At 62.0% G+C, this 26485-nt stretch carries 26 protein-coding genes; 13 read left to right on the top strand and 13 right to left on the bottom strand.

Going from position 1 to position 26485, the window contains the following annotated elements; translation table 11 throughout:
* Positions 1-198: 198 nt before the first annotated feature.
* A complete protein-coding gene (gene thpR, locus ABFB52_RS12020) occupies positions 199-738 on the bottom strand; it encodes an RNA 2',3'-cyclic phosphodiesterase (RefSeq protein ID WP_129973890.1) in 540 nt (179 codons plus the stop codon).
* Between the two features lie 107 nt (positions 739-845).
* On the opposite strand from thpR, the gene ABFB52_RS12015 reads away from it, so the two are divergent.
* Entirely contained in the window at positions 846-1040 is a 195-nt protein-coding gene (locus ABFB52_RS12015; protein ID WP_007957125.1) for a hypothetical protein, read from the top strand.
* Positions 1041-1055: 15 nt separating this feature from the next.
* Here the strand turns inward: ABFB52_RS12015 and ABFB52_RS12010 are convergent, their stop codons facing one another.
* Complete coding sequence (locus tag ABFB52_RS12010; protein ID WP_085748278.1) at positions 1056-1409, bottom strand: DUF1428 domain-containing protein; 354 nt, start codon at positions 1407-1409, stop codon at positions 1056-1058.
* 2 nt (positions 1410-1411) lie between these two features.
* Positions 1412-2491 carry a hypothetical protein gene (locus ABFB52_RS12005; RefSeq protein WP_346836130.1) on the bottom strand — a complete coding sequence of 360 codons (1080 nt, stop codon included), beginning with the start codon at positions 2489-2491 and terminating at the stop codon, positions 1412-1414.
* A gap of 223 nt (positions 2492-2714) precedes the next feature.
* Between ABFB52_RS12005 and ABFB52_RS12000 the strand changes: the two genes are divergently transcribed.
* Positions 2715-2987, top strand: a complete 273-nt coding sequence (locus ABFB52_RS12000; protein ID WP_085607515.1) for a hypothetical protein — start codon at positions 2715-2717, stop codon at positions 2985-2987.
* Positions 2988-3030: 43 nt separating this feature from the next.
* Here ABFB52_RS12000 and ABFB52_RS11995 read toward each other — a convergent pair whose 3' ends face one another.
* Positions 3031-3237, bottom strand: coding sequence for a hypothetical protein (locus tag ABFB52_RS11995; RefSeq protein WP_064382340.1), 207 nt, complete (start codon positions 3235-3237; stop codon positions 3031-3033).
* 234 nt (positions 3238-3471) lie between these two features.
* Here ABFB52_RS11995 and ABFB52_RS11990 point away from each other — a divergent pair, with 234 nt between their 5' ends.
* From ABFB52_RS11990 to paoC, 4 genes are all read left to right on the top strand, one after another.
* A complete protein-coding gene (locus ABFB52_RS11990; protein WP_129974161.1) occupies positions 3472-5226 on the top strand; it encodes an L-lactate permease in 1755 nt (584 codons plus the stop codon).
* 223 nt (positions 5227-5449) lie between these two features.
* On the top strand, positions 5450-6091 hold the full coding sequence (gene paoA / locus ABFB52_RS11985; RefSeq protein ID WP_085748274.1) for an aldehyde dehydrogenase iron-sulfur subunit PaoA: 642 nt from the start codon (positions 5450-5452) through the stop codon (positions 6089-6091).
* Positions 6088-7044, top strand: coding sequence for a xanthine dehydrogenase family protein subunit M (locus ABFB52_RS11980; protein ID WP_102717777.1), 957 nt, complete (start codon positions 6088-6090; stop codon positions 7042-7044). The genes paoA and ABFB52_RS11980 overlap by 4 nt, the downstream gene beginning before the upstream one ends.
* On the top strand, positions 7041-9239 hold the full coding sequence (paoC, locus tag ABFB52_RS11975; protein WP_129974160.1) for an aldehyde oxidoreductase molybdenum-binding subunit PaoC: 2199 nt from the start codon (positions 7041-7043) through the stop codon (positions 9237-9239). The genes ABFB52_RS11980 and paoC overlap by 4 nt, the downstream gene beginning before the upstream one ends.
* 56 nt (positions 9240-9295) lie before the next feature.
* On the opposite strand, the gene ABFB52_RS11970 is transcribed toward paoC, so the two are convergent.
* Positions 9296-9772, bottom strand: a complete 477-nt coding sequence (locus ABFB52_RS11970; protein ID WP_085748271.1) for a cupin domain-containing protein — start codon at positions 9770-9772, stop codon at positions 9296-9298.
* A 99-nt stretch (positions 9773-9871) separates the two neighbouring features.
* Between ABFB52_RS11970 and ABFB52_RS11965 the strand changes: the two genes are divergently transcribed.
* Positions 9872-10765 carry a LysR family transcriptional regulator gene (locus ABFB52_RS11965; protein WP_085748270.1) on the top strand — a complete coding sequence of 298 codons (894 nt, stop codon included), beginning with the start codon at positions 9872-9874 and terminating at the stop codon, positions 10763-10765.
* 6 nt (positions 10766-10771) lie between these two features.
* Here the strand turns inward: ABFB52_RS11965 and ABFB52_RS11960 are convergent, their stop codons facing one another.
* Positions 10772-11716, bottom strand: a complete 945-nt coding sequence (locus ABFB52_RS11960) for an aldo/keto reductase (RefSeq protein ID WP_178082641.1) — start codon at positions 11714-11716, stop codon at positions 10772-10774.
* A gap of 111 nt (positions 11717-11827) precedes the next feature.
* Between ABFB52_RS11960 and ABFB52_RS11955 the strand changes: the two genes are divergently transcribed.
* The 3 genes from ABFB52_RS11955 (at position 11828) to ABFB52_RS11945 (ending at position 14427) form a co-directional block, all read left to right on the top strand.
* The gene (locus tag ABFB52_RS11955) at positions 11828-12598 is read left to right on the top strand and encodes an alpha/beta fold hydrolase (protein WP_129974159.1); all 771 of its coding nucleotides are present in this window, start codon (positions 11828-11830) and stop codon (positions 12596-12598) included.
* A gap of 130 nt (positions 12599-12728) precedes the next feature.
* Positions 12729-13595, top strand: a complete 867-nt coding sequence (locus tag ABFB52_RS11950; RefSeq protein WP_085748267.1) for a CAP domain-containing protein — start codon at positions 12729-12731, stop codon at positions 13593-13595.
* A 403-nt stretch (positions 13596-13998) separates the two neighbouring features.
* Positions 13999-14427: a nuclear transport factor 2 family protein gene (locus ABFB52_RS11945; protein ID WP_085748266.1), complete on the top strand. Its 429-nt coding sequence runs from the start codon at positions 13999-14001 to the stop codon at positions 14425-14427.
* A 67-nt stretch (positions 14428-14494) separates the two neighbouring features.
* Here the strand turns inward: ABFB52_RS11945 and mqo are convergent, their stop codons facing one another.
* Positions 14495-16144, bottom strand: a complete 1650-nt coding sequence (mqo, locus tag ABFB52_RS11940) for a malate dehydrogenase (quinone) (protein ID WP_039770951.1) — start codon at positions 16142-16144, stop codon at positions 14495-14497.
* Between the two features lie 432 nt (positions 16145-16576).
* On the opposite strand from mqo, the gene ABFB52_RS11935 reads away from it, so the two are divergent.
* The gene (locus ABFB52_RS11935; protein ID WP_085613009.1) at positions 16577-17002 is read left to right on the top strand and encodes a nuclear transport factor 2 family protein; all 426 of its coding nucleotides are present in this window, start codon (positions 16577-16579) and stop codon (positions 17000-17002) included.
* Positions 17003-17042: 40 nt separating this feature from the next.
* On the opposite strand, the gene ABFB52_RS11930 is transcribed toward ABFB52_RS11935, so the two are convergent.
* On the bottom strand, positions 17043-18656 hold the full coding sequence (locus ABFB52_RS11930; RefSeq protein ID WP_129974158.1) for a methyl-accepting chemotaxis protein: 1614 nt from the start codon (positions 18654-18656) through the stop codon (positions 17043-17045).
* 247 nt (positions 18657-18903) lie between these two features.
* Here ABFB52_RS11930 and ABFB52_RS11925 point away from each other — a divergent pair, with 247 nt between their 5' ends.
* Positions 18904-19218 carry a DUF2388 domain-containing protein gene (locus ABFB52_RS11925; protein WP_039770957.1) on the top strand — a complete coding sequence of 105 codons (315 nt, stop codon included), beginning with the start codon at positions 18904-18906 and terminating at the stop codon, positions 19216-19218.
* A gap of 117 nt (positions 19219-19335) precedes the next feature.
* On the top strand, positions 19336-19740 hold the full coding sequence (locus tag ABFB52_RS11920; protein ID WP_178082640.1) for a hypothetical protein: 405 nt from the start codon (positions 19336-19338) through the stop codon (positions 19738-19740).
* On the opposite strand, the gene ligD is transcribed toward ABFB52_RS11920, so the two are convergent.
* From ligD to ABFB52_RS11895, 5 genes are all read right to left on the bottom strand, one after another.
* Positions 19741-22287, bottom strand: a complete 2547-nt coding sequence (gene ligD, locus ABFB52_RS11915) for a DNA ligase D (protein ID WP_129974156.1) — start codon at positions 22285-22287, stop codon at positions 19741-19743. It lies immediately after the preceding gene.
* 17 nt (positions 22288-22304) lie between these two features.
* Positions 22305-23258: a methyltransferase gene (locus tag ABFB52_RS11910; protein ID WP_129974155.1), complete on the bottom strand. Its 954-nt coding sequence runs from the start codon at positions 23256-23258 to the stop codon at positions 22305-22307.
* A 12-nt stretch (positions 23259-23270) separates the two neighbouring features.
* Entirely contained in the window at positions 23271-24647 is a 1377-nt protein-coding gene (locus ABFB52_RS11905; protein WP_129974154.1) for an iron-containing redox enzyme family protein, read from the bottom strand.
* Positions 24648-24815: 168 nt separating this feature from the next.
* Entirely contained in the window at positions 24816-25541 is a 726-nt protein-coding gene (locus tag ABFB52_RS11900; RefSeq protein WP_085748259.1) for a tellurite resistance TerB family protein, read from the bottom strand.
* Positions 25542-25633: 92 nt separating this feature from the next.
* Positions 25634-26368, bottom strand: coding sequence for a GntR family transcriptional regulator (locus tag ABFB52_RS11895; RefSeq protein ID WP_007957169.1), 735 nt, complete (start codon positions 26366-26368; stop codon positions 25634-25636).
* Positions 26369-26485 lie beyond the last annotated feature (117 nt).

The raw sequence follows: 26485 nt of genomic DNA, 5'->3' as shown, positions 1-26485 counted from the left end.
GCGTCCGATTTGGGACGCGGAGCGTCCCGGGCTGCATTCCCACGCAGAGCATGGGAACGATCAGGCAGTCAGCGATCAGAATCACAAGTTTCCGTTCATGCAGCGCCTTACCACCGCTGCCCCCTGCTCTGAACGGCCTCACCTGGCTTCCTCGGTTCAGGTGAATTCAGGCGCCCTCGGGCGCCTTTTTTTGTGGGCTCAGATCAGTGACCAGTCGGCCAGCGAGCGATAGCGGCCCTTGTGGGATTCGAACAGCGCAAAGCGTTCAGCCCGCAGGAAGAACTCCGGCGGCTTGGCAGATTCCGGTTCCGGCGCCCGATAGTCCCGGGCCAGTGTCAGGTGCGGACGATACTCGCGTGTCGCCTCTTCAAACCCGAACGGCAACATCGCCTGCTCCAGCGCATACACCAGCCGCAGCAATCCCTGCGGTGCCTGCTCCGGCGCCAGCGACAATACCCCGGCACGGCGCCAGACCTGCAACCGATCCAGTGAAATCCTCAGCGCCTCGCCCGGCGTGCGCACTTTTGCCGCCGCCTCGCAGACTTCGCCAATCTGCGCCAACGGCACCGCACCGAGAAACAGCAGCGTCAGATGAAAGTTGTCCGCCGGCACCGGTTTGCCGGTACGCAAACCCAGTTCGCCGCGCCACTGGGCAATCGCCTTGCGCTGCGCCGGCGGGCAGTCCAGGGCGAAGAACAGCCGCTTGAACGGTTGATCCCCGCGCGTTTCGTCCGTCATGGCCACGCTCCTTCGTTCGTCGAGATCCCTGGATTCTACACGCCCGTTTCTGGCGACTCTCGGCGTGGGGTTTATAGTTCAACGATTGCCATCAACCGGAGGACATCATGCGCGAGATCCTCAGCAAAGAACCCTGGTGGGCCCGACCGCCGAATCCCGGACAGGATGAGAGCGAACTGGAATGGGGCTGGCTGGTGCATTACAGCGAAGGTGAGCCGCGTTTCGAATTTGTGCGCGAGCGGCCGACGGACGAGCAGATTCGCAACCGCAAAGGCTGCCGGATCACCCCGTCGGCGGAGTGACCCGGCAACGCGGCATCAAGGCTCGAGAATGTCCTTGAAGCCACCGAAGATCATCCGCTGCCCATCAAACGGCATCGGATTGACGTCCGGCTGCATGCGCGGGTCTTCCATCATTTTTGCCATGCCGGCATCGCGAGTGGCCTTGTCCGGCCAGACCAGCCAGCCCGCCGATACGGTTTCGCCTTCCTTGAGTTTCACCGCCATCGGGAATGAGGTGACCTTGCCGTCCGGCACGTCATCGCCCCAGCCCTGAATCACCTCCAAAGCGCCGTATTCCTTGAACAGTTTCGCGGCGATTTCGCAGTGTTTTTTGTACTGTTCGCGATTGGCATTCGGCACGGGCGCCACGAACACATCGATGTAAGCCATGATCATTCTCCTTGCAGGGTGGGTTCGATCTGCTGAGTAGTCGACTCGGGCGGCCGCCATTCGACACGGTTGACGCCCAACCCGACCGACGGCTCGTCCCGCCCGCCCAGATTGACTTCGACCTGCGCCGCCATGTGCAGCGTGCCGGCCATCACGCCGGTGGTCGGGTTTTGCACCAGTTTCAGCCAAGCCTTGTCGAAGGTGTTGCCCAGGCTGCTGCGAATCAGCGCTTCGCTGTCCGGGCGGTCGTTGGCCTGAATGATTGCGCGCACGCCCGCCACGCCGACCGAAATCAGCGCCCCGGCCAGTTTGCCTGCCGCTGCCGCTACCGCGCTCGCGGCGCCGCGCGGGGCCATTTCTGCCTCCATGCGCTGGCTGGCGCGTTTGGCCACCGGCGCCATGGCCGTATCGGTCGAGGCCACGCCTTTCGAGCCGCCGTCGGTGTGGATCTTGTCGATCAGCGCGGCGTAGGCCGGCAGCGTGTTCAACGGTTCAGTGCTGACGATCTGGTACAGCGAAGCATCCCGGGCGGGCGGCGGGCCGAGGGCGATGGCGGGGATTTTCTGCAACCGCCCGTTGAGCTGGGCGATGGGCACGCCGTGGCGCTGGGCGATGACCGGCATCTGCTGCGCCATCAGCTGCGCATAGAACGCGGTGGACTGGCCGAGGATCGCGTCCGGGTCGATCTCCACCGCCACCGGCGCCAGTACGCGTTCCTGATATTGCTCCAGCAGATAGGCCGCCAGACGTTTGGCCGAAGCATCCTGCTCGCCGCTGGCACTGATGGTGTACCAGCTGACCTTCATCGACAGCCATTCCTGGGTCCAGTAGCTGCTGAACCACGGGATGAAATTTTCTTCAGTTTGCTCATAGACCCGAATGCGCCAATGTTCCATCGAGCCACGGGCGAACAGCTTGACCTGCTCGGTGGCCTGCTTCGAGGCACTGACGATTTCCCGGTCGATCTGCTGCCAGGTGGCCGGCGAGACCACCACCGCCGGCGCGCTCACCGGGGCCCGCGCCGTGGTGGCGCAGCCGGCCAGCAACACCAGTGCGGCGACGAGCAGCGCACGCAGGTTCACGGTGGCGGTCCTTATCTGTTCTTCGGGCGGGAGACCTGAAGAATCCGGGAGAGATGAAATGAGTATAGGTGCGTGGGGTGCGCCGTTTATCCGCTGGTCAGGGCTGCATCAGTCCAACCATCAATGGCGTCGATATTCACCATTGCGACGATTGCCTTCCGCCGACCGCTCGCCAAAGGCACGATTAACCCATCCGAAACACACAGCACGAGGAGTTCACATCATGATCAGTACCGTCACCCTCGCCGTGAGTTTCCCGGTCTTCGGCAGCAACTACTACGATCAGCACGCCGTGTCGCGCAAGACACAGGCGCTGGTGTTCGACGAAGCCTTCGAAGATCTGTTGATGCCCGCCGCCAGCAATCATTTCAGCAATGAAGTGGTCGGCCTCAACGATCAGTTCCGTTTTCTGAGCGACATTCTCGCCACCCATTTGCTGGACATCGAGGCCTCCGTGCCTGCGCGATCCAGCGTCCGGGCGAGCGCTCATTTTTAATGCCAGAGGGCGCTCCCACAGGGGAACGCCCTCTTCGTTTCAGTCAGTCATCATCCCGGTCGCGGTGATAACGACGCCCGTCGCGGCGGTCGTCATCGCGGTCGTCCCAGCGCCGGTCATGATCGTAGTAACGACCATGATCGCGGTCGTAATGCCGACCATGGCGATGGTCATCATCGAAATCCGCCACACAGCCGCCCAGCAGTACGGCGGCAGAAACGGTCAGCAGCAGGCTTGTTGCACGCATCATTCAGAATTTCCCTAAAACCAAGGTCTTGACGACGGAAACGGCAGCGCTGCCCGCACCGAAGAGGCGCGGTGTGCGCTGCCGCAGATACGACCGGGGAAAACGACGATGATTCACAGACCGCCGATGACCGTTGATCGCCTCGCCCGCCTCGCCCGAGCGGCGGCCAAATGCCACCTATACTGCTTGCAACGCGCAAAGGATCTGCCCCTCAAGAACAACAAGCAGAGGTGCGACATGGTCTGGCAACAAGTCTATGACCCGTTCGGCAATCCGGTGATTTCCACGATCATGGCCGCCGTTCCCGTGGTGGTGATGCTGGCGGCGCTGGCCTTCTTTCACGTAAAGGCTCATCTGGCCGCACTGCTGGCGCTGGCCTCAGCGCTGTTGATCTCGATCTTCGCCTTCGGCATGCCCGCCAACATGGCCGGTTCTGCGGCGCTGTTCGGGGCGGCCAACGGGCTGCTGCCGATTGGCTGGATCGTGCTCAACATCATTTTTCTGCATCGTCTGACCACCGAGAACGGCTCGTTCAAGGTGTTGCAGGATTCGCTCGCCCGCATCACCGACGACCGGCGCCTGCAATTGCTGCTGATCGCCTTTTGTTTCGGTGCTTTCTTCGAAGGGGCCGCCGGGTTCGGTACCCCGGTGGCGGTGACCGGGGCCATTCTGATCGGTCTTGGTTTTTCGCCACTGGCAGCGTCCGGTCTGGCGCTGATCGCCAACACTGCGCCCGTGGCCTTTGGCGCCCTGGGCACGCCGATCATTACGCTGGCCAAGGTCACCGGGCTGGATGAAATGGAGTTATCGATGATGGTGGGACGGCAATTGCCGTTCTTCTCGGTGCTGGTGCCGTTCTGGCTGATCTGGGCATTCGCCGGTTGGCGCAAGATGCTGGAAGTATGGCCGGCGATTCTGGTGGCTGGCGTGAGTTTCGCCATCCCGCAGTTTCTGGTTTCGAACTTCCACGGGCCGATGCTGGTGGATGTGATCGCCGCGCTGATTTCCATGGCCTGCCTGACGTTGTTCCTCAAGGTCTGGAGGCCGGCGACTGTTCATACCTCGGCCGCGCTGACGGGACGGCATGACGACTCGAAGGTCGAAGAAGAAAAAATCACGGCCAGCGGTGCATTCAGCGATCAGGCGCGCCCGGCAGTGATGCGCGCGTGGATGCCGTGGATCATCCTCACGGTGTTCGTGTTTGCCTGGGGCACCCAGGGTTTCAAGAACATGTTCGACACCCGTCCGGCGATTGATCCCGTCAGCCAATCGGCCAGGCTCGATCCGCAGGGCAAACCGCTGCGCGAGGCCAATCCGGTGTTCGCCCCGGCCGTGACTTTCAGCTCCCTGCATCTGCAGATCGAAAAAGTCCCTCCGGTGGTCGCCGCGCCGAAAGCTGAAGAGGCGGTGTACAAGTTCACCTGGTTCACTGCCACCGGCAGCGGCATCCTGCTCGCGGCGATTGTCGGTGGATTGCTGATGGGCTACTCGATCCCGCAACTGATCAAACAGTACCTTCGCACACTGTGGGTCGTGCGCTTTTCGCTGATCACGATTGCCGCGATGCTCGCGCTGGGATTTCTGACCCGCTACTCGGGGCTGGACGCGACCATGGGCCTGGCATTCGCTGCCACGGGGATTTTCTACCCGATGTTCGGCACCTTGCTCGGCTGGCTTGGCGTAGCACTGACTGGGTCGGATACCGCGTCCAACGTGCTGTTTGGCGGCCTGCAACGGGTGACGTCGGAGCAGCTGGGCATCAGCCCGGTCCTGATGGCGGCGGCCAACAGCTCCGGCGGAGTGATGGGCAAAATGGTCGACGCGCAGTCGATCGTGGTCGCCTCGACGGCGACTCGCTGGTACGGCCATGAAGGGGAAATCCTGCGTTACGTGTTTTTCCATTCCATCGTGCTGGCAATCCTGGTCGGCGGCCTGGTGACGTTGCAGGCGTATGTGGCGCCGTTTACGTCCATGGTGGTCGGCGCGCATTGAGATCGCGGGTGCCTCGGTTGTGAGAGCGATCTGACTCACAGCCAAGGCACCCACCTTCATTCCGTCGATTCATGAAGCGTGCGCATGAGGCCATGCGCAAATCAAAGAAAACCTTTTCCTCTCCAGCGTGGTCACTCCTAGAACAGAGCGAGACTGGCAACCACGCCAGCGTACCCGTGCGGGTCTTTCACACCCTGCCGACCTGATAGAGGAAGCCAAGCCAATGAACGACCATCCGCCAATGGCGATCTCCCGACGCCGTTTCCTGATTCTCGGTGCCGTGACCGCAACTGCGTTCGCGATGCCCCCTTTCATCAGCCTCAAGGCCTATGCGGCCAGCCTGGAGCAACCGGCCATGGCCAAAGTAACCATCGAAGTCAACGGCAAGCCACAGGCGCTGGAGGTTGATACTCGCACCACCCTGCTCGACGCCCTGCGCGAACACCTGCAGCTGACCGGCAGCAAAAAGGGCTGCGACCACGGCCAGTGCGGCGCCTGCACGGTGATCGTCGATGGCCGGCGAATCAATTCGTGCCTGACCCTGGCGGTGATGCAGGACGGCGCCAAAGTCACCACCATCGAAGGTCTCGGCATGCCGGATCATCTGCATCCGATGCAGGCGGCGTTCATCAAGCATGATGGTTACCAGTGCGGCTACTGCACGCCGGGGCAGATCTGCTCGGCGGTGGCGGTGCTTCAGGAAATCCGTGACGGCATCCCCAGCCACGCCAGCGCCAGCCTCACCGAACCGCCGCAACTGATCGCCAGCGAATTGCAGGAACGCATGAGCGGCAACATCTGCCGCTGCGGCGCCTATTCGAACATCATCGAAGCCATCAGCGAAGTCGCGGAGGTGCCAGCATGAGAGCGTTCAACTACAGCCGCGCCGACTCTCCTGCCGCAGCCGCTGCCCAAGCTGCGCAAATCGAGGGCGCCCGCTTTATCGCCGGCGGCACCAATCTGCTGGACTTGATGAAACTCGACATCGAAACACCGCAGCAGCTGATTGACGTCAATCACCTGGGCCTCGACCGGATCGAAGCCACCGACGACGGCGGCTTGCGCATCGGCGCACTGGTGCGCAACACCGATCTGGCCGCCGACAGTCGGGTCCGGAAAGACTACGCGCTGCTGTCCCGCGCCTTGCTCGCCGGCGCATCGGGCCAGTTGCGCAATATGGCGACCACCGCCGGCAATCTGCTCCAGCGCACGCGCTGCCCGTATTTCTACGACACCAATCAAGCCTGCAATAAACGCAATCCCGGCAGTGGCTGCGCGGCGATTGGCGGGGTCAGTCGACAACTCGGCATTATCGGCGTCAGCGATGCTTGCATCGCGACCCATCCGAGTGACATGGCGATCGCGATGCGGGCGCTGGATGCCCAGGTGGAAACGCTCAAAGCCGACGGCAGCACGCGGCGCATCGCCATGGCGGATTTCCATCAATTACCCGGCACCACGCCGAATGTCGAAACCAGCCTGACACCGGGCGAGCTGATTACTGCCGTCACCCTGCCCGCGCCGGTGGGCGGCACCCATGTCTATCACAAGGTGCGCGACCGCTCGTCGTACGCCTTCGCGCTGGTCTCCGTCGGCCTGATCCTGCAGAAGGATGGCAGCGGGCGCATCGCCGTCGGTGGCATCGCGCCGAAACCCTGGCGAGTCGAAGCGGCGGAAGCGCTGCTGCCGCAAGGCGCGAAAGCCGTCAGCGCGCGCCTGCTCGACGGCGCCACGCCTACTTCTGACAACCAGTTCAAAGTGACATTGGTCGAGCGCACGATTGCCTCGGTGCTGGCCCAAGCGAGGGACGAAGCATGAAATTCGACACGCCCGCCACGACCAACCCGATTGATCAGTTGAACGTCATCGGCAAACCCACCGACCGCATTGAAGGCCCGCTGAAGACCAGCGGCCAGGCGCCTTACGCCTACGAGCAACATGAGGCGGTCGAGAATCAGGCCTATGGCGTCATGGTCGGTTCGGCCATTGCCAAAGGTCGCATCACCCGCATCGATCTGGAGGCCGCCCGCGCCGCGCCGGGGGTGCTGACCATCGTCACCGCCGCCAATGCCGGCAAGCTCGGCAAAGGCCAATACAACGCCGCGCACCTGCTGGCCGGGCCGCAAGTGCAGCACTATCACCAGGCCGTGGCGCTGGTGGTCGCCGAAACCTTCGAACAGGCGCGGGCTGCCGCGCAGTTGGTCAACGTCGAATACGCGCAAGACAAGGGCCAATTTGATCTGGCCAGCGTGCGCGACCAGGGCGTGGAGCCGAAAGACGATCTGCCGGACGTCAAGCACGGCGATTTCGCCACCGCCTTCGCCGCCGCGCCCGTGCAGTTCGACCAGACCTACACCACGCCGGATCAATCCCACGCGATGATGGAGCCTCACGCGACCCTCGCCGCCTGGAAAGGCGATCACGTGACGCTCTGGACCTCCAACCAGATGATCGCCTGGAGCGTCGGCGACATCGCCGCCACCCTCGGCCTGCCCAAGGAAAACGTGCGGCTGATCTCGCCATACATTGGTGGCGGTTTCGGCGGCAAGCTGTTCATTCGTGCCGACGCGATCCTCGCCGCCCTTGGCGCACGTCTGGCGAACCGTCCCGTGAAGGTCGCCCTCGCCCGCCCGCAGATCGCCAACAACACTACCCACCGTCCGGCTACCATTCAGCGGATTCGCATGGGCGCCACGGCTGACGGCAAACTCACCGCCATCGCCCATGAAGGCTGGTCGGGCAACCTCGCCGACGGCAAGGTCGAAGTCGCGGCGCAGCCGAGTCAATTGCTTTATGCCGCAGAAAATCGCTTGGTGACCATGCGCCTGGCCCCGCTGGATCTGCCGGAAGGCAACGCCATGCGCGCGCCGGGTGAAACGCCGGGGCTGATGGCACTGGAGATCGCCATGGACGAGATGGCCGAACAGCTCAAACTCGATCCGATCCAGTTCCGCATCCTCAACGACACCCAGGTCGATCCGGTGAAAACCGAGCGGCCGTTCTCCCAGCGGCGTCTGATTGAATGCCTGCAAACCGGCGCCGAACGTTTTGGCTGGAATAAGCGCAATGCGACGCCCGGCAGCCGTCGTGAAGGTCGCTGGCTGATCGGCATGGGCGTTGCGGCGGCGATTCGCAACAACCTGCTGGTGAAGTCCGGCGCACGCGTACGGCTGGAGCGCGACGGCAAGATCACCGTTGAAACCGACATGACGGACATCGGCACTGGCAGCTATACGATCATTGCCCAGACCGCCGCCGAAGTGATGGGCGTCGGTCTCGACGATGTGGTTGTGCATTTGGGCGATTCGAACTTTCCGGTGTCATCCGGCTCCGGCGGCCAGTTCGGCGCCAACTGCTCGACCGCCGGGGTTTACGCGGCGTGCATGAAGCTGCGCGAAGCGGTCGCGACCAAACTGGGCATGAACGCGGGTGAAGCGCAGTTTGTCGATAGCCACGTGCGACTGGGCAGCCAGAACGTGCCGTTACGCGAGGCCGCGCAACATGCCCCGATCGAAGTCGAGGACAGCATCGAATTCGCCGACCTCGCCAAGCAATATCAGCAATCGACCTTCGGCGCGCACTTCGTCGAAGTCGCCGTCGATGCCGCCACCGGCGAAGTCCGCGTGCGGCGCATGCTCGCAGTCTGCGCCGCCGGGCGGATTCTCAATCCGAAATCAGCCCGCAGCCAGGTGATCGGCGCCATGACCATGGGCGTCGGCGCAGCATTAATGGAAGAACTCGCGGTGGACAAGCGCCAGGGCTTTTTCGTCAACCATGACCTGGCAGGCTACGAGGTGCCGGTGCATGCCGACATCCCGCATCAGGAGGTGATCTTCCTCGATGAAACCGACCCGATTTCCTCGCCGATGAAAGCCAAGGGGGTCGGGGAACTGGGGATCTGCGGCGTGAGTGCGGCGGTGGCGAATGCGATCTACAACGCCACGGGCGCGCGGGTGCGGGAGTATCCGATTACCTTGGACAAGATTCTCGCGTCACTGCCAGAGATGATTTGATTTGTGGAATGGCCCCACGGTGAGGACGTTCGGTCTCACCGTGGGCGACTTGTTGATTAGCGGACGTCGGGATACTCCGCCTCTCCCACCTGCTCCATCCAGTCCACCACTTTGCCATCCAGCATTTCAGCAATGGCGATATGCGTCATGGCCGTGGTCGGCGCCGCACCGTGCCAATGCTTCACGTTGGGCGCGATCCACACGGTGTCGCCTGGCCGAATCACCCGCACTGGCTGCCCCCATTCCTGCACGAAGCCTGACCCAGCGGTAACGATCAGCGTTTGCCCCAACGGATGGGTGTGCCACGCCGTACGCGCTCCCGGCTCAAAGGTCACGGTGGCGCCGCTGATCCGCGCCGCATCGCTGCCCTTGAACGGCGCATCGACCCGTACCGTCCCGGTAAACCAGTCGCTCGAGCCTTTGGCCGACGGTTGTGAGCCGTTGGGAGTAACGGTCACGCGAGATGTCTCGCTGGCCTGGACTTCGCCCGCCAGCAGGGAAAGGGTCAGCGCCGAAGCGGCGATCGGATTCATGTTGAGGCTCTCCAGAAAAGGGACAGCCTCCACTTTAACCAGCCCGACTCTTCAGATAATCGACTAGAATTCAAAAAAACTTATGCAGGGCACTCATTAATGCTTCGGGAAAATGCCAGTGATCTGCTCGCTTTCCTCGCCGTGGCGCGTGAGCGCAGTTTCACCAAAGCAGCTGCCAAACTTGGCGTTTCGCAGTCGGCGCTCAGTCATACGATCCGCAGCCTTGAAGCCCGGCTGGGCCTGCGCCTGCTGATCCGCACCACCCGCAGTGTCTCTCCCACCGAGGCTGGTGATCACTTGCTGCAAACCATCGGCCCGCGCTTCGAAGAGATCGAATCGGAACTGGCCGCCCTCAGCAACCTGCGGGAAACTCCCGCCGGCAAGATCCGTCTCAGCGCCACCGATCACTCGCTGAACTGGCTGTTGCGACCGGTCCTCAAAGAATTTCTTCTGCAATACCCGGACATCTCCGTCGAAGTCAGCTGCGACTACAGTTTCGTCGACATCGCAGGTCAGGGTTTCGATGCCGGCGTGCGGCTGGGCGAGGATGTCGCACAAGGCATGATCGCCACTCGTATCGGCCCGGACATGCGTATGGCGGTGGTCGGCTCGCCCGCCTATTTCGCCAGACGTATCGTACCGAAGACCCCGCGTGATCTGACCGACCACGCTTGCAATAACTTGCGCCTGCCTACCAACGGCGGTCTATACGCCTGGGAGTTCGAGAAGGATGGCGAACGCCTGAAGGTGCGAGTCTGCGGACAGGTAACCCTCAACGGCGTCTATCCATTACTGGACGCCGCACTCGACGGTTTCGGCCTGAGCTACATCCCGGAGAACATCGTCGCCCCCTATCTGGCTGAAGGTCGCCTGATACAAGTACTGGAGGATTGGTGCCCGGTGTTTTCCGGATATCACCTCTACTACCCGAGCCGGCGCCAGACAGCGCCGGCCTTTGCATTGTTGCTGGCGGCGCTGCGCTATCAAGGCTGAAACCGTCTAGTCCACCAACGCAATCAACTGCTGACGCTGCGCATCGGTCAGCATCAACCCGAACCCGGCGCCGGCATTGTCGGCCATGTACAACGGATTGCTGGTGCCGGGAATCACGCAGGTTACCGCCGGATGCGCCAGCAGGAATTTCAGCGCCAGTTGCGGCCAGCTCTTCGCCCCCACCTGAGCCGCCCAGCCTGGCAGCGGCTTGCCCTTGAGCCGCGCGAGCAGGTCGCCGCCGCCGAACGGCCGGTTGCAGATCACCGCCACCCCGCGTTCGCGGCACAGCGGCAGGATGCGTTTCTCGACCCCGCGATCATCCAGGGCGTAGTTGATTTGCAGGAAATCCAGCGGCTCGGCCTTGAGCACCGCTTCGACCTCCTCATAGGCCGACGGCGTGTAGTGAGTGATGCCGATGTAGCGGATGCGCCCCTGCTCTTTCCAGTCGCGCAGGGTCGGCAGGTGGGTTTGCCAGTCGAGCAGGTTGTGGATCTCCATCAGGTCGATGCGCTCGGTGCGCAGCAGGCTGAACGACTGCTCCATCTGCGCAATGCCCTCCTCGCGACCACGGGTCCAGACCTTGGTCGCCAGAAACGCCGGAGAGCGCGGTTCGTGAATCGACAGCAATTCACCGGTGGTTTCCTCGGCGCGGCCGTACATGGGGGAGCTGTCGATCAGCGTCCCGCCCTTTTTGAACAGCTCGCCGAGCACCGCCGGCAATTGTTTGTAGACCGGATCGCCGGGAGCGACGTCGAAACCGCGATAAGTGCCCAACCCCACCAGCGGCAGTGGCTCGGAGCTCGAAGGGATGGCGCGGGTCTGCATGGTCTGGGCTCCTGTGGCGTTCGGCAACGAAATGGCGGCCAGCGCCCGGTCAAAGGTGAAAACCGCTGACACGCCGGCTGCCAGTGTCAGCAACCGGCGGCGGGAATATCCCTCAGTGTGGTTCATGCTGGCGCCCTTGCCCTGTGGATCTGTTGCACCTTGTGTTTTGACGCAGCCCGCAAAACCGTTGGACTACACTGCGACAGCCAACCTGCGCGCCCGGTTAACGTTAGTCGAATGTCCAGAACCCTGTTGTCACTCGTCGCATTGATCGTCGCCGTGTACCTGATCCTGTGCGCGGCGCTGTTCGTTTTTCAGCGGGCGCTGATTTATTTTCCGCAGCCCGCCACCCTCGATTCGCCGGAGTCACGGTTGACGCTGGCCATGCCCGACGCCGAGATCCGCGTGACGGTGCGCGAGCGCGCCGGGCCCAGAGCGCTGATCTATTTCGGCGGCAATGCCGAGGACGTTTCGCACAATCTGCCGGAGTTTTCCGAGGCGTTTCCTGACTATTCGTTGTATTTGCTGCATTACCGGGGTTTTGGTGGCAGCGGCGGTTCGCCCTCCGAAGAAGCGATCGCCGAGGATGCGCTGGCGCTGTTCGATCAGGTCTATGCCAGTCATCCGCAGGTCGCGCTGCTGGGACGCAGCCTCGGTTCCGGGGTCGCGGTGCGTCTGGCCAGCCAACGGCCGGTGGCGCGGCTGATTCTGGTCACGCCCTACAACAGCCTCGAAGAAATCGCCGCCCGTCAGTACCCGTGGGTGCCGGTGCAGTGGTTGCTCAAGGATCGTTTCCGGTCAGGTCAGTACGCGGCGCATATCCGCGTGCCGACGCTGTTGCTGGCGGCGAGCGATGACGAGGTGATTCCAAGGGCCAGCACCGAGCGCTTGCTGCACAGTTTTCCCGACGGTGTGGCCACGCTCAAAGTGGTGAACGACTCGGCACACAATTCGATTTCCGAACGGCCGCAATATCTGCAATGGATGCAGGATGTGTTGAATCGCTGAGCACTTCGTCGGCAGCCGATGAAACCCGGCGCTGCTTCGTGAACCAAGTGCAAAAAGGCCAGTCCTACCCGCGCCGCGTTCTGCGGTTCACTTTCCTTCAGCCTTGTCTTTGTTCAGAGCTTTGCGTCCCATGCGCCACGCCGTTCGTTCGTCTCGCTTCGTTTCGCTGTGCCTGTTGATCCTTTCTACCCTGCTTTCTCCCTCTGCCCACGCCGGCGCCGAGCGGCAACTGGTGGCCGCCATCAACGACTACCGCGCCCATCCGCAACGTTGTGACCGTCGCCCGGCCCAACGGCTGGCGCCGCTGACGTTGAAGTCGAATCTGGCGTTGCCGGTCGGCTATGGCTACGGCGGTGGATTGCGCGAACGATTGAAAGACTCCGGCTATGCCGCCGTGGCGGTGCGCAGCATCCGGATCGTCGGCGCACAGGACGCCGAAGAGGCGTTCGAAATGCTGCAAGACGATTACTGCGGCGCGTTGCTCGACGGTCAATACGCCGACATCGGCATCAGCCGCGCCCGCAGCGAATGGCAAGTGGTGCTGGCCCGGCCGGTGCTCGACAGTCGCGTCGGCGACAACCGCAGCGTCGGCAAGGCCTTGCTGGCCGAAGTCAACGCCGCCCGCGCCCGACCCCGTATGTGCGGTCGCCAGCGCTTCGCCGCCGCCCGCCCCTTGAGCTGGAACCCGGCACTCGGCGCCGCCGCTCAGGGCCACAGCAAGGCCATGGCCTACGGCAATTATTTCGCCCACCGCGACCCGGACGGCGACGGCCCGGCAGATCGCGCCCGGGCGGCCGGCTACCGTGGCCGACAGATCGGCGAAAACATCGCCGCCGGACAAAGCTCACCGGGCAAAGCCATGGCCGGCTGGCTGGCCAGCCCCGGACACTGCGCCAACCTGATGAACCCGATGTTCACCCAGGTCGGCGCCGGGTTCGCCAGTGAGGCGCGCAGTGATGAAGGGGTTTACTGGACGATGCTGTTCGGGGCGCCTTGATCCGGTTCCATCCGAAACCGTCGAAGAGCGCTGCAAGTCGCAACTCGACGGCTGATCGTCAGACCGGAGAAATCGTGGCAAGCACGCCAATCATGATGGTCAACACAAGAAAGCCGCCGAGGAAAATCGCCATCTTAGCCATGAAGGCCTCCTGAGTACTCAATGTCCGGCGCACCGGGCGCTCCGGAATGAAGCGCGTCGCGTATGACCGAACGGCAGGGCCATTTTGGGCCCGTGGCTGAGATGGTTACAGATGCAGATTCGACAGGAAAAAGCGGATCAGATGGATCGGGGTGGCGCATGGGTCGACATTCAGATCGGTACAAATGGTTTCCATTGCGCCGCTTTGATCTAGAGTCATGGGCGCCGCGCCAAGAACAACAAAAAATACAGGAGTGAAACCGTGTCCGACCTGAACCTGCACCCCAACGCCGCCGAATCCCTGAACCGCTGGCACGAAATGATCCGCACCGGCAATCTCAAGGCCCTGCCCGAACTGCTCGATTCCAAAGCGGTTTTCCGCTCGCCGATGGCGCATACCCCCTACCCCGGTGCCCCGGTGGTGTCGATGATCCTCAACACCGTGTTCGAGGTGTTCGAAGACTTCAAATACCACCGTGAACTGGCGACAGCCGATGGCTTGAATGTGGTGCTGGAGTTCAGCGCCAAAGTCGCCGCAAAAGAGCTCAAAGGCATCGACATGATCCGTTTCGATGAACAAGGCAAGATCGTCGAGTTCGAGGTGATGGTGCGGCCGCTCAGCGGGTTGCAGGCGCTGGGTGAAGAGATGGGACGGCGGCTTGGCGCCTATCTGGCGGCCGCCAAGGCCTGAAATCCGCACACAAAAAAGCCCACTGACCGTCGCCGGTTCAGTGGGCTTCGTGTGTCAGGCGTCTGGATTACAGAGCCATGTCACGTGCAGCGCTTTCTTTCGGAGCCGGAGCTTTTTCAGCCGAGGCGTCCGCCGCTGGAGCTGCAACCTGACCAATCACCGGAGGGGTTGGCAGTTGCAGGATCTTGGCGGTGTAAGCCCACTCTTCAGCCACTTTGGCTGGATCGTTGTTCAGCTGGGTGCCGTAGCTTGGAACGATCTGGTGCAGCTTGGCTTGCCACTCTGGGCTGGCGACTTTGTCTTTGAAGACTTTCTGCAGCACGCTCAGCATGATCGGTGCAGCGGTCGATGCGCCTGGGGATGCGCCCAGCAGACCGGCGATGGAGCCGTCTTTGGAAGCAACGATTTCGGTGCCCAGTTTCAGCACGCCGCCAGCGGCTTCATCACGCTTGATGATTTGCACGCGCTGGCCGGCTTGCCACAGGCGCCAGTCTTCGGCCTTGGCGTTCGGGAAGTATTCCTTCAGCGCGTTCAGACGGTCTTCATCCGACAGCATCAGTTGACCGGCCAGGTACTCGACCAGCGGGTATTCCTTGATGCCGACCTTGGTCATAGGCCAGATGTTGTGAGTGGTGGTGCTGGTCAGCAGGTCCAGGTACGAACCTTCTTTCAGGAACTTGGTGCTGAAAGTCGCGAACGGGCCAAACAAGATGACGCGCTTGCCGTCCAGGACACGGGTGTCCAGGTGCGGAACGGACATCGGAGGCGCGCCAACCGAAGCTTTACCGTAGGCCTTGGCCAGGTGCTGTTCGGCGATGGCCGGGTTATCAGTCACCAGGAACGAGCCGCCTACCGGGAAGCCAGCGTATTCCTTGGCTTCTTCGATACCGGATTTCTGCAGCAGGTGCAGTGCACCGCCGCCGGCGCCGATGAACACGAACTTGGCGTCGGTTTCAGTCTTGGTGCCGTCTTTCAGGTTCTTGTAGCTGACGCGCCAGGTGCCATCGGCATTCTTGGTGATGTCCTGTACTTCGCTGGACAGCTTCAAGTTGAAGTTAGGCTTGGTCTGCAGGTAACCGGCGAACTGGCGGGTGATTTCGCCGAAGTTCATGTCGGTACCCAGCGGGCTCCAGGTGGCCGCGATTTTCTGGTTCGGGTCACGCCCTTCCATCATCAGCGGAACCCACTTCTTGATCACAGCCGGGTCTTCGGAGTACTGCATGCCGGCGAACAGCGGGCTCGCTTGCAGGGCTTCGTAGCGCTTTTTCAGGAACTTGATGTTGTCATCGCCCCACACGAAGCTCATGTGCGGAGTGGTGTTGATGAACGAACGAGGGTCCTTCAGGACGCCTTGACGAACCTGCCAGGCCCAGAACTGACGGGAGACCTGGAACGCTTCGTTGATCTCGACGGCTTTCGGGATGGTGACATTGCCCTTGTCGTCTTCCGGGGTGTAATTCAGCTCGGCAAGTGCCGAGTGACCGGTACCGGCGTTGTTCCAGCCGTTGGAGCTTTCCAGGGCGACGCCGTCGAGGCGCTCGACCATTTCCATCGACCAGGTAGGTTCCAGCTCATTGATCCACACACCGAGGGTGGTGCTCATGATGCCGCCGCCGATCAGCAGGACGTCGACTTTCTTTGCTTCTTCGGCATTGGCGGAAGACATCCCCATCGCCAAAGCCAGCCCCAGCAAGGCTGTGTTCACTTTCTTAAACATCTGTTGCACCTATGATAAAACGCCTTCCGCCCGCCGCTGTTGTACGTATGAGGTCCCCTCTTTCGCGACACTCAGGCCAGCGTCGCGGGTTCCGGCACACTTCAATTTTGACGGGTGGGCACACAAGGCCGACAGGCTGCGTCGACCTCAGTTATATGTCCCTTCTGAACTGACTTCTTATCATTATTGGCTTCAGCTACTTGAGCGACAGGGGTTCTGTCTGGCCCGCCGAAAAGCGCGCCAGACTGAATTAGGTCAAACCAAGTGGGGCGAAGAATATCACGTCATGGCAAACCCGCGCGTCTGTTCGCGACCGGATAGTTTTCGATTGGTTCCTGAAGCTCTTTCTACCTCATTCATATTCCTGCTAAGTTGTACGACGACTGACAAATAAACCAGTCGTTCCGAAACCTACAAAAACAAGGAATTCTCATGAACAAAAGCAAAGTGCTGCTCGGTCTTTTCTGTGTTTTCAGCGGCTACGTCGCCGCCGCCCCGGCGGAACAGGACGTCGCCCAGGCCGTCGATCACCTGACCCAGGCGATGCTGCACAAGGACATCGCCGAACTGAACGCCCTGACCGCCGACAATCTCACCTACGGCCACTCCAGCGGCAAGATCCAGGACAAGAAAGCCTTCATTGCCGATATCGAAACCGGCAAGAGCGCGTTCAAGACCCTGGAAATGCAAAACCAGACCATCACCCTGTCCGGAGACACCGCGCTGGTGCGCCATCATTTTTCAGCACAGGCCCTCAAAGGCACCGAAGTCGTGCCGACGGAAATCGAGAACTTCCAGATCTGGCAGAAGCAGGCTGGCAAGTGGTTGCTGGTGGGGCGTCAGGCGTACAAGTTCTGAAGCATGAGCTCTGCCGCTGACAAGGCGGCAGAGCCTGCTCTCACAACCGAAACCGATCCACCGACTGCGCCAGCCGCCCCGCCAGACTCGACAGCTCATCCGTGGTATTGGCCGTCTGACCGATCACCTTGCTGTTGCCCTCCGACATGCCCGCGATCATCTCCACCTGATGGGCGATCTCGTTGCTCGCCTGGCTCTGTTCGCCGATGGTGCGGGTGATGTCGTTGACCAGTTGCGTGGTGCTGAGGGTGGCGTCGAGGATTTCGCGGATGGCGCGCTCGACGTCGGCGGTGACCGCCATGCCTTTGTCGACCTGGGCGACGCCGGCCTCCATGCTGCTGACGGCCTCGCGGGTGCTGTTCTGGATGCGCGCGACCATCGCGGCGATTTCCTGGGTCGAGGCGCTGGTGCGCGCCGCCAGACTGCGCACCTCATCGGCCACCACCGCAAAGCCCCTGCCCTGCTCGCCCGCCCGGGCTGCCTCGATGGCCGCGTTGAGCGCCAGCAGGTTGGTCTGGTCGGCGATGCTCTTGATCACCTGAATGATGTTGAAGATGCCCTCGGACTCCTGATCGAGGGTGCGGATCACCTGCGCCGATTGCTGGGCGGAACGGGCGATGTCGTCCATGTCGCTGACCACCTGATGGATCACCTGCCCGCCGTTTTTCGCCAGTGACTCGGCCTGGCTGGCCATGTTCAAAGCACGCTCGGCGTGACGGGTGATTTCCTCGATGCTGGCGGTCATCTGGCTCGCGGCGGCAGCCATGGTGCCGGCGGCGGTGCTTTGCTGCTGGCTGCTGTCGGCCACCTGATGGCAGCCGTGGCTCAGTTGTTCGCTCATGCCGCTGACGCCATGGGCGTTGCGTCGCACCACGTCGATCATGTCTCGCAGGTCGCGCTGCATGGTGGCCAACGTGCGGATCAGCGCACTGGCTTCGTCCTTGCCTGACGGTTCGGCGATCGGTTCGCTGAGGTTGCCGTGGGCGATGCTTTCGGCGATGCGGCTGGCGGATTTCAGCGGACCCATGATGCTCAGCATCACCCAGCGACCCTGGGCCAACAGCAGCAACAGACTGGCGATCAGAACGATGCCGAGCGCGACATTGGCGTTGCGGATCGCCGCCTCGGTGCCTTCGCTGGTCTGCCGGGTATTGGTTTCGATCAGCTCGCTGAGAGCGGCCATCTGTTCTTCGAGCTGGCTGAACGCGGTATTGAAGGTCCCCAGTTGTTGCTGGGCGCTGTCCGGATTTTCCAGCGCAAGACCGACGATCTGCTCGCCGGCGCTGATGTAGGTGTCGAGGCTTGGCTTGATCTGCTCGAGCGCGGACTTGATCGTCGGGTTCACCGGAAGCTTGAGGTTTTCACCCAGCACTTCGCGAAAATGCGCCGCATGCTCTTCGACCGAACTGCGCACCTCGTCCGCCGAACTGGTGCTTTTGCCCAGCCCCACCAGCATCGCCGAATACACGTCCGCGCGCAGGGCGTCGTGCATCATGTCGGCTTCCATGTGGTTGCGCAGCGCGCTCATGCTGACCGCGTTGTCACTGACCGCCGAAGCCATCCGCTGATTGCCGACATAACTGACCAGGCTCACGATCAGCGCCGTCAGCAGGCTGGTCGCAATCAGCAACACCAAACGCAGTTTGATCGACACCGTGATTTCCTCCCAGGTCGCGCCACGCGGCGCCGTTCAACGCTTCAGTTAAGCCTATTTCCATGAACACGCTGCGTTAGAGCGTCTCAGCGTGTTTCGTTACATCCAGTAAAAATGCCGCACTGTGCAACGGTTCTCATGCCGCCCCCAACCGGCTGAGCCGACTTACGGAACTCCCGTGCCCGCCGACACCTCTCACATTATGTGGTACTTCCTTTTCGCTTTACGCTGCTGGAGGAACACCGTCATGCGTCGTTTACTACTGGTTTCGTCTCTTATGCTGTGCCTGCCTTTCGGTTCGGCTTTCGCCCGCGTGGATGCGGGGGATGTCGCCACTTCGGCCGGCGTTTCCGCCTCGCTGTATTCCACGTTCAAGGATCACAAAATGGTGATTCCGGCCCGTGACGACTTGTCGGCATTCGTCGCCAGCGGCGGAACGATCCGTGGCGTGTACCTGGAATCGGTACTGCAGCAGGTGCGTCAGGACAATCCCGGCCTGAACGCCAGCGATGAAGAGCTGGCCAACGCCATCCTGGTTCACTACGAAGGTCTGTCGCAGTAACCACGGCACGTTCGATGATGATGGTGGCTGACGGACTCGCCACCGTTACGCCCTGCCGATGGACGGCTGGCGAACGACCATGGGCAAAACCGTCGAACGGCCTCTATGATGGAGGCCATGACGATTTCCGCCTCACTCCGCTCCCCTTGCCCGCCGGGTCTGTGCATCTGCGGGCGTGATCCGCTGCTGGATACGCCCGGCGCGGATGTGCGCATCCTGTTGCTGACTCGCGAGGAAGAAAAGCGTCTGCTCGAGCGTCTGGAAAACCTCAAAGATCTCGCCGACCTCCAGCGGCTGCAAGGCAAGATGTTCGATCAGCTCGGGATTCGCGTGCTGATCGCACCGAAGTTCGGTGAAGTGCGGACTGTGCGAGGCGGCATCGAAATCGAGGTCGAAGAGCTTCCTGGACTCTGCCGCAAAACCCGCAAAACCATCCCCGCCGCCATCCGCCGTGGCCTGGAAAACAATCCGCAAGTCGCCTTCGATCTGCTCAACGCCCACGACTTGCTGCGCGGCACCTGATCATTTTTTCATGCCCACCCGCTTACGCATCTCGGCCGTAATGCTCTGCCGGGTTTTCTTCATGTCAGCCCAAGGTTCATTGCCCACTTCCGCCAGTCGTTCGTGAACGTTGCGTACGTTCCATTGATCGGCACCCTTGATCTCCCCGACCTCTTCCCGAAACAGCGGCACAGACACCGGCAACCCTTCGCGGGTACGCGCTGCGTAGGCGCAAATGGTGGTGGCGCCCAGGCCGTTGCGCAGGTAATCGATGAAGATCCGCCCTACGCGATTTTTCGGCCCGGACACCGCAGAAAAGCGCTCCGGCAACAATTTCGCCATGTGCGTGACGATGGCGTGGCTGAAATCCTTGATCTCGTCCCAGCCATGCTTGCGGGTCAGCGGCACCACCAGATGAATGCCCTTGCCGCCGCTGGTCTTGAGAAACGCCTTGAGGCCCAACTCGTCCAGCACGGTCAGGGTCAGCGCCGTGGCTTCGACCATGCTTTTCCAGGGCAGCGCCGGATCCGGGTCGAGGTCGAGGACAAAGCGGTCGGGCTTGTCCAGATCCGTGGTGGTGGCGTTCCAGGTGTGCAGTTCGACCGTGCTCATCTGCACCGCGCCGATCAAGGCTTCGGCGTTGTTGATCAGCATCACCGGCTGGCCGGTCAGCTCCTTGTCGAGCGTGCGGATGCCGGGGATCGCCAGGTTCTCGGCGTTCTTCTGGAAGAACAGCTCACCGGCGATGCCGTCCGGCGCACGTACCAGCGCCACGGGGCGGTCCTTGAGCTGCGGCAGAATCCATTCGGCGACGCTGGCGTAATACTCGGCCAGCTGCATTTTGGTGGTGCCACTGCTGGCGTCGATCACCCGGTCGGGGTGAGTGATCCGCACCTTGCCGTCGGCCAGATCGGTTTGGGACGGCGCGGTAGATTGAGCCTTTGAAGTCTTCATCGGTTTGGCGCGCTCCTCGGTGATGTCCTTGGCCGGTTTGTCCTCGCGCAGGCCATGGAACACGGCGTGGCGCACCGAGCCGTCCTGGGTCATTTCGGCAAACGCCACTTCCGCCAGCAGACTAGGCTTGAGCCAGTGCACACCCTTGGCCTCGAACCCCGTGGGCGGGTTGGCCACCGCCGGTTTCTTCACCCGCAACGGTTTGAGCTGCGCGAGGATGCTCTTGAGGGTGGTTTCATTGAATCCCGTGCCGACCTTGCCGGCGTACCGCAACTCGCCGCTGTCACGATCATGCAGACCCAGCAGCAACGCGCCGAACGAACTGCGCGCGCCTTTCGGATCGGTGTAGCCGACGATCACGAATTCCTGGCGATGCTTGCACTTGAGCTTGATCCAGTCGCTGCTGCGGCGCGACACGTAAGGCGAGCCGAGGCGTTTACCGATCAAGCCTTCCATGCGCATCTGGCAGGCGCTGTTGAGCAACGCCTGCGGGGTTTCGTCGAACGCTTCGGAGAAACGCAGCAGCGGGTCTTGATGGGTTTTCAGAACAGTGGCCAGCGCTGCGCGCCGTTCCTCCACCGGCACCTCGCGCAGGTCGACACCGTTCAGATACGGCAGATCAAACAAGTAATAGACGATGTTTTCGCTGCGTCCCGAATCGAACGCGTTTTGCAGGGCTTGAAAGTCCGGCACTCCGTCTGCGTCGGCGACGACCATCTCACCATCCAGCCACGCCGACTCCAGGCCCAGCGTCGCCAGGGCTTGCGCCTGTTTCGGCAATTTGTGCGTCCAGTCATGGCCATTGCGGGTGAACAACTGCACCTCGTCCTGATCGATACGCGCCATGATCCGATAGCCGTCGAACTTGATCTCGTATTGCCAATCCCCTTCCGGCGCACTCTCCACCAGGGTGGCCAGTTGCGGTTTGAGTTGCGCGGGAATCCTGGCCTTGTGCGCCCCGGCAAGTTTGCCCGAAGCCGGCTTGCGCGGCGCTTTCGACGAAGCCTTCAGCGGCTTGACCTGCTTCGCACTGAGGCTGGGTTTGTCGACGATCGTGCGTTCACTGAGCACGCTGTCGGGCTCGGCGACCAGCACGTCGTAATCGCTTTGCGGGCGCGCGGCGCTGTCCTGATGCTTGATCAGAAACCACTGCTCTTTTTTGCCTGGCATGTGGGTGCGCACCAGATTCCACACCCCGGCGAGCTTCTCGCCTTGCAGTTCGAATTTGAGCTTGCCCTTGGCGTAGGCTTTCTCCGGGTCTTCCAGCGGAATCCACACGCCGCGATCCCAGACGATCACATCGCCGGCACCGTAATGCCCTTCGGGAATGCTGCCCTCGAACGTCGCGTAATCCAGCGGGTGATCCTCGACGTGCACCGCCAGGCGCTTGACCTTGGGATCCAGCGACGGGCCCTTGGGCACCGCCCAGCTCTTGAGCGCGCCGTCGAGTTCCAGGCGAAAGTCATAGTGCAGGTGCGAGGCGTCGTGCTTTTGAATGCAGAATTGCAGGGCGTGGTCGCCGGCGGATTTCTTGCCCCGACGGCGTTCTGCCGCCGGTTCAGAGGTGGCCGAAAAGTCGCGCATCCGGTTGTAGTCGTCGAGATTCCTGCTCATCCTGCACCTGCCTTGTTTCAGCCTGTTCGAGTCACCGTCAGCGCGACCACGGCGATCCGGTCGACGCGCTGATAGCCGGGGTTCAACAACTCTTCGCCGAACACATCGGGATCGAGTTCGCGGTAGGTCCAGCCGAAGCGCTTTTCATCCAGCCGTGGCACTACGGTATCGAGGAAGGGATCGCGGCCATCGACCATCGCCACACCGGTATAAAGCACCAGCGAGCCGCCGAGAGTCAGGCGATTGAGCGCCTGTTCGACGATCCGCAACGACAGGCCCGCCCCCAGCGTCCCGCCACCGTGGCGGTAAGCTCGCCCGACCGGATCGGCCATGTAGGGCGGGTTGGCGACGATCAGGTCGAATTCGCCGTCGACGCCCTGCAATACATCACTGGCGCGCACTTCGACATTGGCTACTTCGGCCAACGCCGCGTTGATCGTGGTCAGGCGCAATGCGGCGGGGTTGATATCCACCGCCAGCACTTGCGCTTCTCGCCGGGCACGGCCGATCAGGATTGCGCCGACTCCGGCGCCACAACCGATGTCCACCGCCCGGTGGATCGGCGCAAAGTTCTGCTGCAAATGGCTGTGGATCAGTTGAGCAAAGCGATAGGTGTCCGGGCCGAAGAACACCGAGTCGGCGGCATCGGTGGGAAATCCGGAATGCACGAAAAGCAGGTCGTCCAGGCTCGACCAGCGCACCCGGCTCTTCAAGCGCCCCTCGAACTCATCGATCACCTGAGCGTCCTGCAATTGCCGTTGTTCATCGGCGGACAGAAGGCCCGGTTCGAAAGGACGCGACCATCCGAACACATCCCGCAGGCAATCGGCGGCCTGCCCTTCGTCGCGCTGGTTGACCCGTTGGTGGGTCAGCGGCGTCGGGGTGATGAAACGATAGCCGTCGGCCTGCAAGCGCCGCCCCAGCTGCAGCAGCACCAGGTCGTTGGCGGACAGTTGTTCTTCCTGATTCATTGAATGATTTCCTTAACGTGGGCCGGATTTGAGTTGGATGAATCGGCGAGTGGCGAGCAGCCCGGCCGGATGCGCATGGCGTGCCGGCGCGAGCCAAGGGATCAACGTTGCGATTTGGCTGTGAGCGTCCTGCCCTTGCAGCGCCGCACTGAGGCCCTGCACATCGGGGTCCTGTTCGGGCACCTCGATCGGCGCAGGGCCTGAGGGGCGGCGGCGGAACGCGACAGGTTTGTCCGCAGAAATCCAGTCTCCGGCAATCCAGTCGTGCACCAGTTGTTTTTCATAGGCGCTGAACACGCCGAACATCGCCGCACCATCGCCATCGATCAATTGCCAGAAGCGGCTGCCCTGCGGATCTTCGTGGCGCTTGATCCAGCCCTTGTCCTGCATGGCCTGCAGGAACCCGGACAGCTGCTGCGGATCGGCCAGCCACTGATTGACGGTCTTGCCTTCGAAGCGGCAATAGTCGGAGTGCATGTGTTGGGCGAACGGACACTTGCGTTCAAGCATCGCCAACAGTTCGCGCTCCAGATCGAACTCCTCGATGATTGCGCGACTGCCCTGTCCCAGGTCATTAAGCCGATAGCCCAGCGAGACCCGGCGCAGGAAATCGCTGCGATCGGCTTCCAGAGGCAACAGATCAAGAACGGCCTGAACGGCTTTTTGCGCATGGCCGGTGCTGGCGTTGTCGATGGTCACGTGCAGGGTGAAATAGTAGGGATCGATCCCCAACTCACTGAGCTCGTAACTGCTGATCAACAGGTGCAAGGGCAGCTGTTCGTAACCAAGGTTGTAACCGATCACCTCCGGGAGAAAATCCATGCCGCCGGCACCCAGGGCCAATTGCAGCGCGCCTTGCAGGTAGCGTTCGTCGGGCAGAGGACTGCTGGGCTCGAGGCCTTGTTCGGCGAGCAGTTGACGGTAGATCACGACGTGATTCTGCGCCGGATTGCCATCGCCCAGCTCTTCCAGATAGGTGCTGAGCAGGCTGCTGAAGCGCGGATCGCGCCACTGTCCCAGCAGACCATAGAGCCAGGCGCCATCAACCAGCTTGGTCGGTGCTACCGCTTGCAGGAAATACAGCGCATGCGCCTTGCAACTGAAGAACTGCCGTGCGCCCCCAGCCCTGCGTTGTTGCAGGTAGTCGGCATATTGCCGGGCGACATCGGCACAGTGCTCTGCCACCCAGGCATACCACTGCGCTGGGTCCGATGGCAGCTCATCCTTCAACTGCGCGGCCTGCAGCAGTTGATCTTCCAGAAAGGCGCGCGCGAGCGGCTGCGGATGTTCGTCGGATAAAAGCGCTTCATGGATACGCCGCAACTCACCCGAAGAGTCGAGCGGTCGCGATTGGGCGGGGGCAGCTTGCAGGTGAGTCAGGACAGTCATGGCAATATTCTCGATCAATTGGCAGGACGCTCAGTCACTCGCCTCTAATGCAGCAGAGAGGCGGCGCCTGCCGAAAATTCAATCGACGTTAAATTTGCCCGGACGGACGGAGCCCCCGACACGTTCCTGGTTTGAACAGACGCGGTCGAAGGCTGCGAGGTTTTGCTGTCAGGCCGTACCCTTGGCCTGCTGCTCCAGGTGAACCTGCAACTCGGGGTCGATCTGCAACGCCGCCGCCAGTTCATCCAGATAATTGCGCTCGGCGTCCTGCTGATCGTCCACCAGCATCACGCTGGCCAGATACATTTCGGCGGCCATGGCCGGATCGTTCTGCGCCGCCTGAGCCACTTCGGTGGGGTCCAGCGGCTTGGCGACTTCATCGTCGAGCCATTGCTGCAGGTTCGGGTCATCGGTGTGCTTGCCGATTTCGCTGCTGATCAGGTGTTTTTCCGACTCATCGATCCGCCCGTCAGCCTTGGCCGCCGCGATCAATGCACGCAGAACGGCGTGGCTGTGTTCTTCGACTTGCGGGCCGGACAACAGGTCCGCAGTTTGCGGGGTTTGCTGCGGCGCGGCGGACGCCTGGCTGCGTTGCCAGGCCTGATACGCCTGGAAAGCCATCATGCCCAGCGAGGCCAGCGCCGCGTAGTTGGTGCCGCCGGACCGACGCTGCGTACCGCCACCCAGCGCCCCGCCACCGCCGAGCAATCCGCCAAGCAGCCCGCCCAGGCCACCCAGCCCTCCGGCAGGAGAACCGCCGCCACTGCCGCTGCCCAGCAGACCGCCGAGCAACCCGCCAAGCCCACCCGCTCCCCCGCCGGCCGACGCGCCAGCTTGTTGTCCCGCCGAGGCCTGGCCTCGCAGCAGTTGTTCGAGCAGATCACTGGTGTTCATGACGTTGTCCTCAGGCAAAGGGGTATGACTGCGTCAGGCAACGATAGTCCTCTTGATGCGATGTGCCAGCACCGTTGGGCTGACGCCGGGCATCAACCCGGACTCTTTTCCCGGCGCATCTGTGTCACCAGTGTGAAGCGGTCTTCGGGGTGCGTGGTTTCCGATACCACCATCAGCGCGCCGTCCTCGTCACGGTACTGGCGAATGATGTTCAGCCCCGGCGACCCGGCTTCGGCGTTGAGGCTTTTGGCGATCTCCGGACTCAGCAACACCGCGCGCACCTGTTGGTCGACCACGTCGATGTGCCGGCCGAAATGGCGCTCGATCAGCGCGGCGATCAGTTCGTCCGGATGCTGTTCGGCCAGCTCGATGACTTCGGCGTAGGTTTCCTGCGCGTAGACATCGGTCCAGCACAGCGGCGCCCGCCGGTTCTGTTCGTCGACGCGAATGCTCGACACGCAAAAATAATGCTCCCCCGGCTCCATGCCCAGGCGTCGGGCCTGGGCGATGTCGGCGACAAAACGGGAGACGTTCTGAATGCTGCGCATCTGGGTTTCCGCCAGGTGCACCAGGTCGGACACCGAGGCCAGCGACTGCGAGTACCCGCCCTTCGGCGAGACAGACTCGACGCGGGTTCCGACCCGCTTGCGCCGCGAGACCAGCCCCTGATTCTGCAACTGCGTAATGGCCGCCCGCACGGTGTGCCGGCTCACGTCGTACAGCTCGCACAGTTCGAACTCGGTCGGCAGCAGCGATCCGAGCGGATAGCGACCGCTGGAGATGCCCTCCATCAAGTCTTTTGCAACGACCGCATAGCGCGTGTTCATACCTTTCATCAGTCCCGATGGTTAAGCGAGTTGACAGTGTATCAGCGAGGGCGCAAGAATTATGTACGGACATAATAAATATGTCCGATCAATAACAAACATATTCAGGATTCCCTC

This window comes from Pseudomonas sp. 9.2(2024) (genome assembly GCF_039695385.1).
Classification (GTDB): Bacteria; Pseudomonadota; Gammaproteobacteria; order Pseudomonadales; family Pseudomonadaceae; genus Aquipseudomonas; species Aquipseudomonas paraglycinae.
Note: the sequence above shows the minus strand (reverse complement) of the source record. Positions and strands in the feature narration are given on the sequence as shown.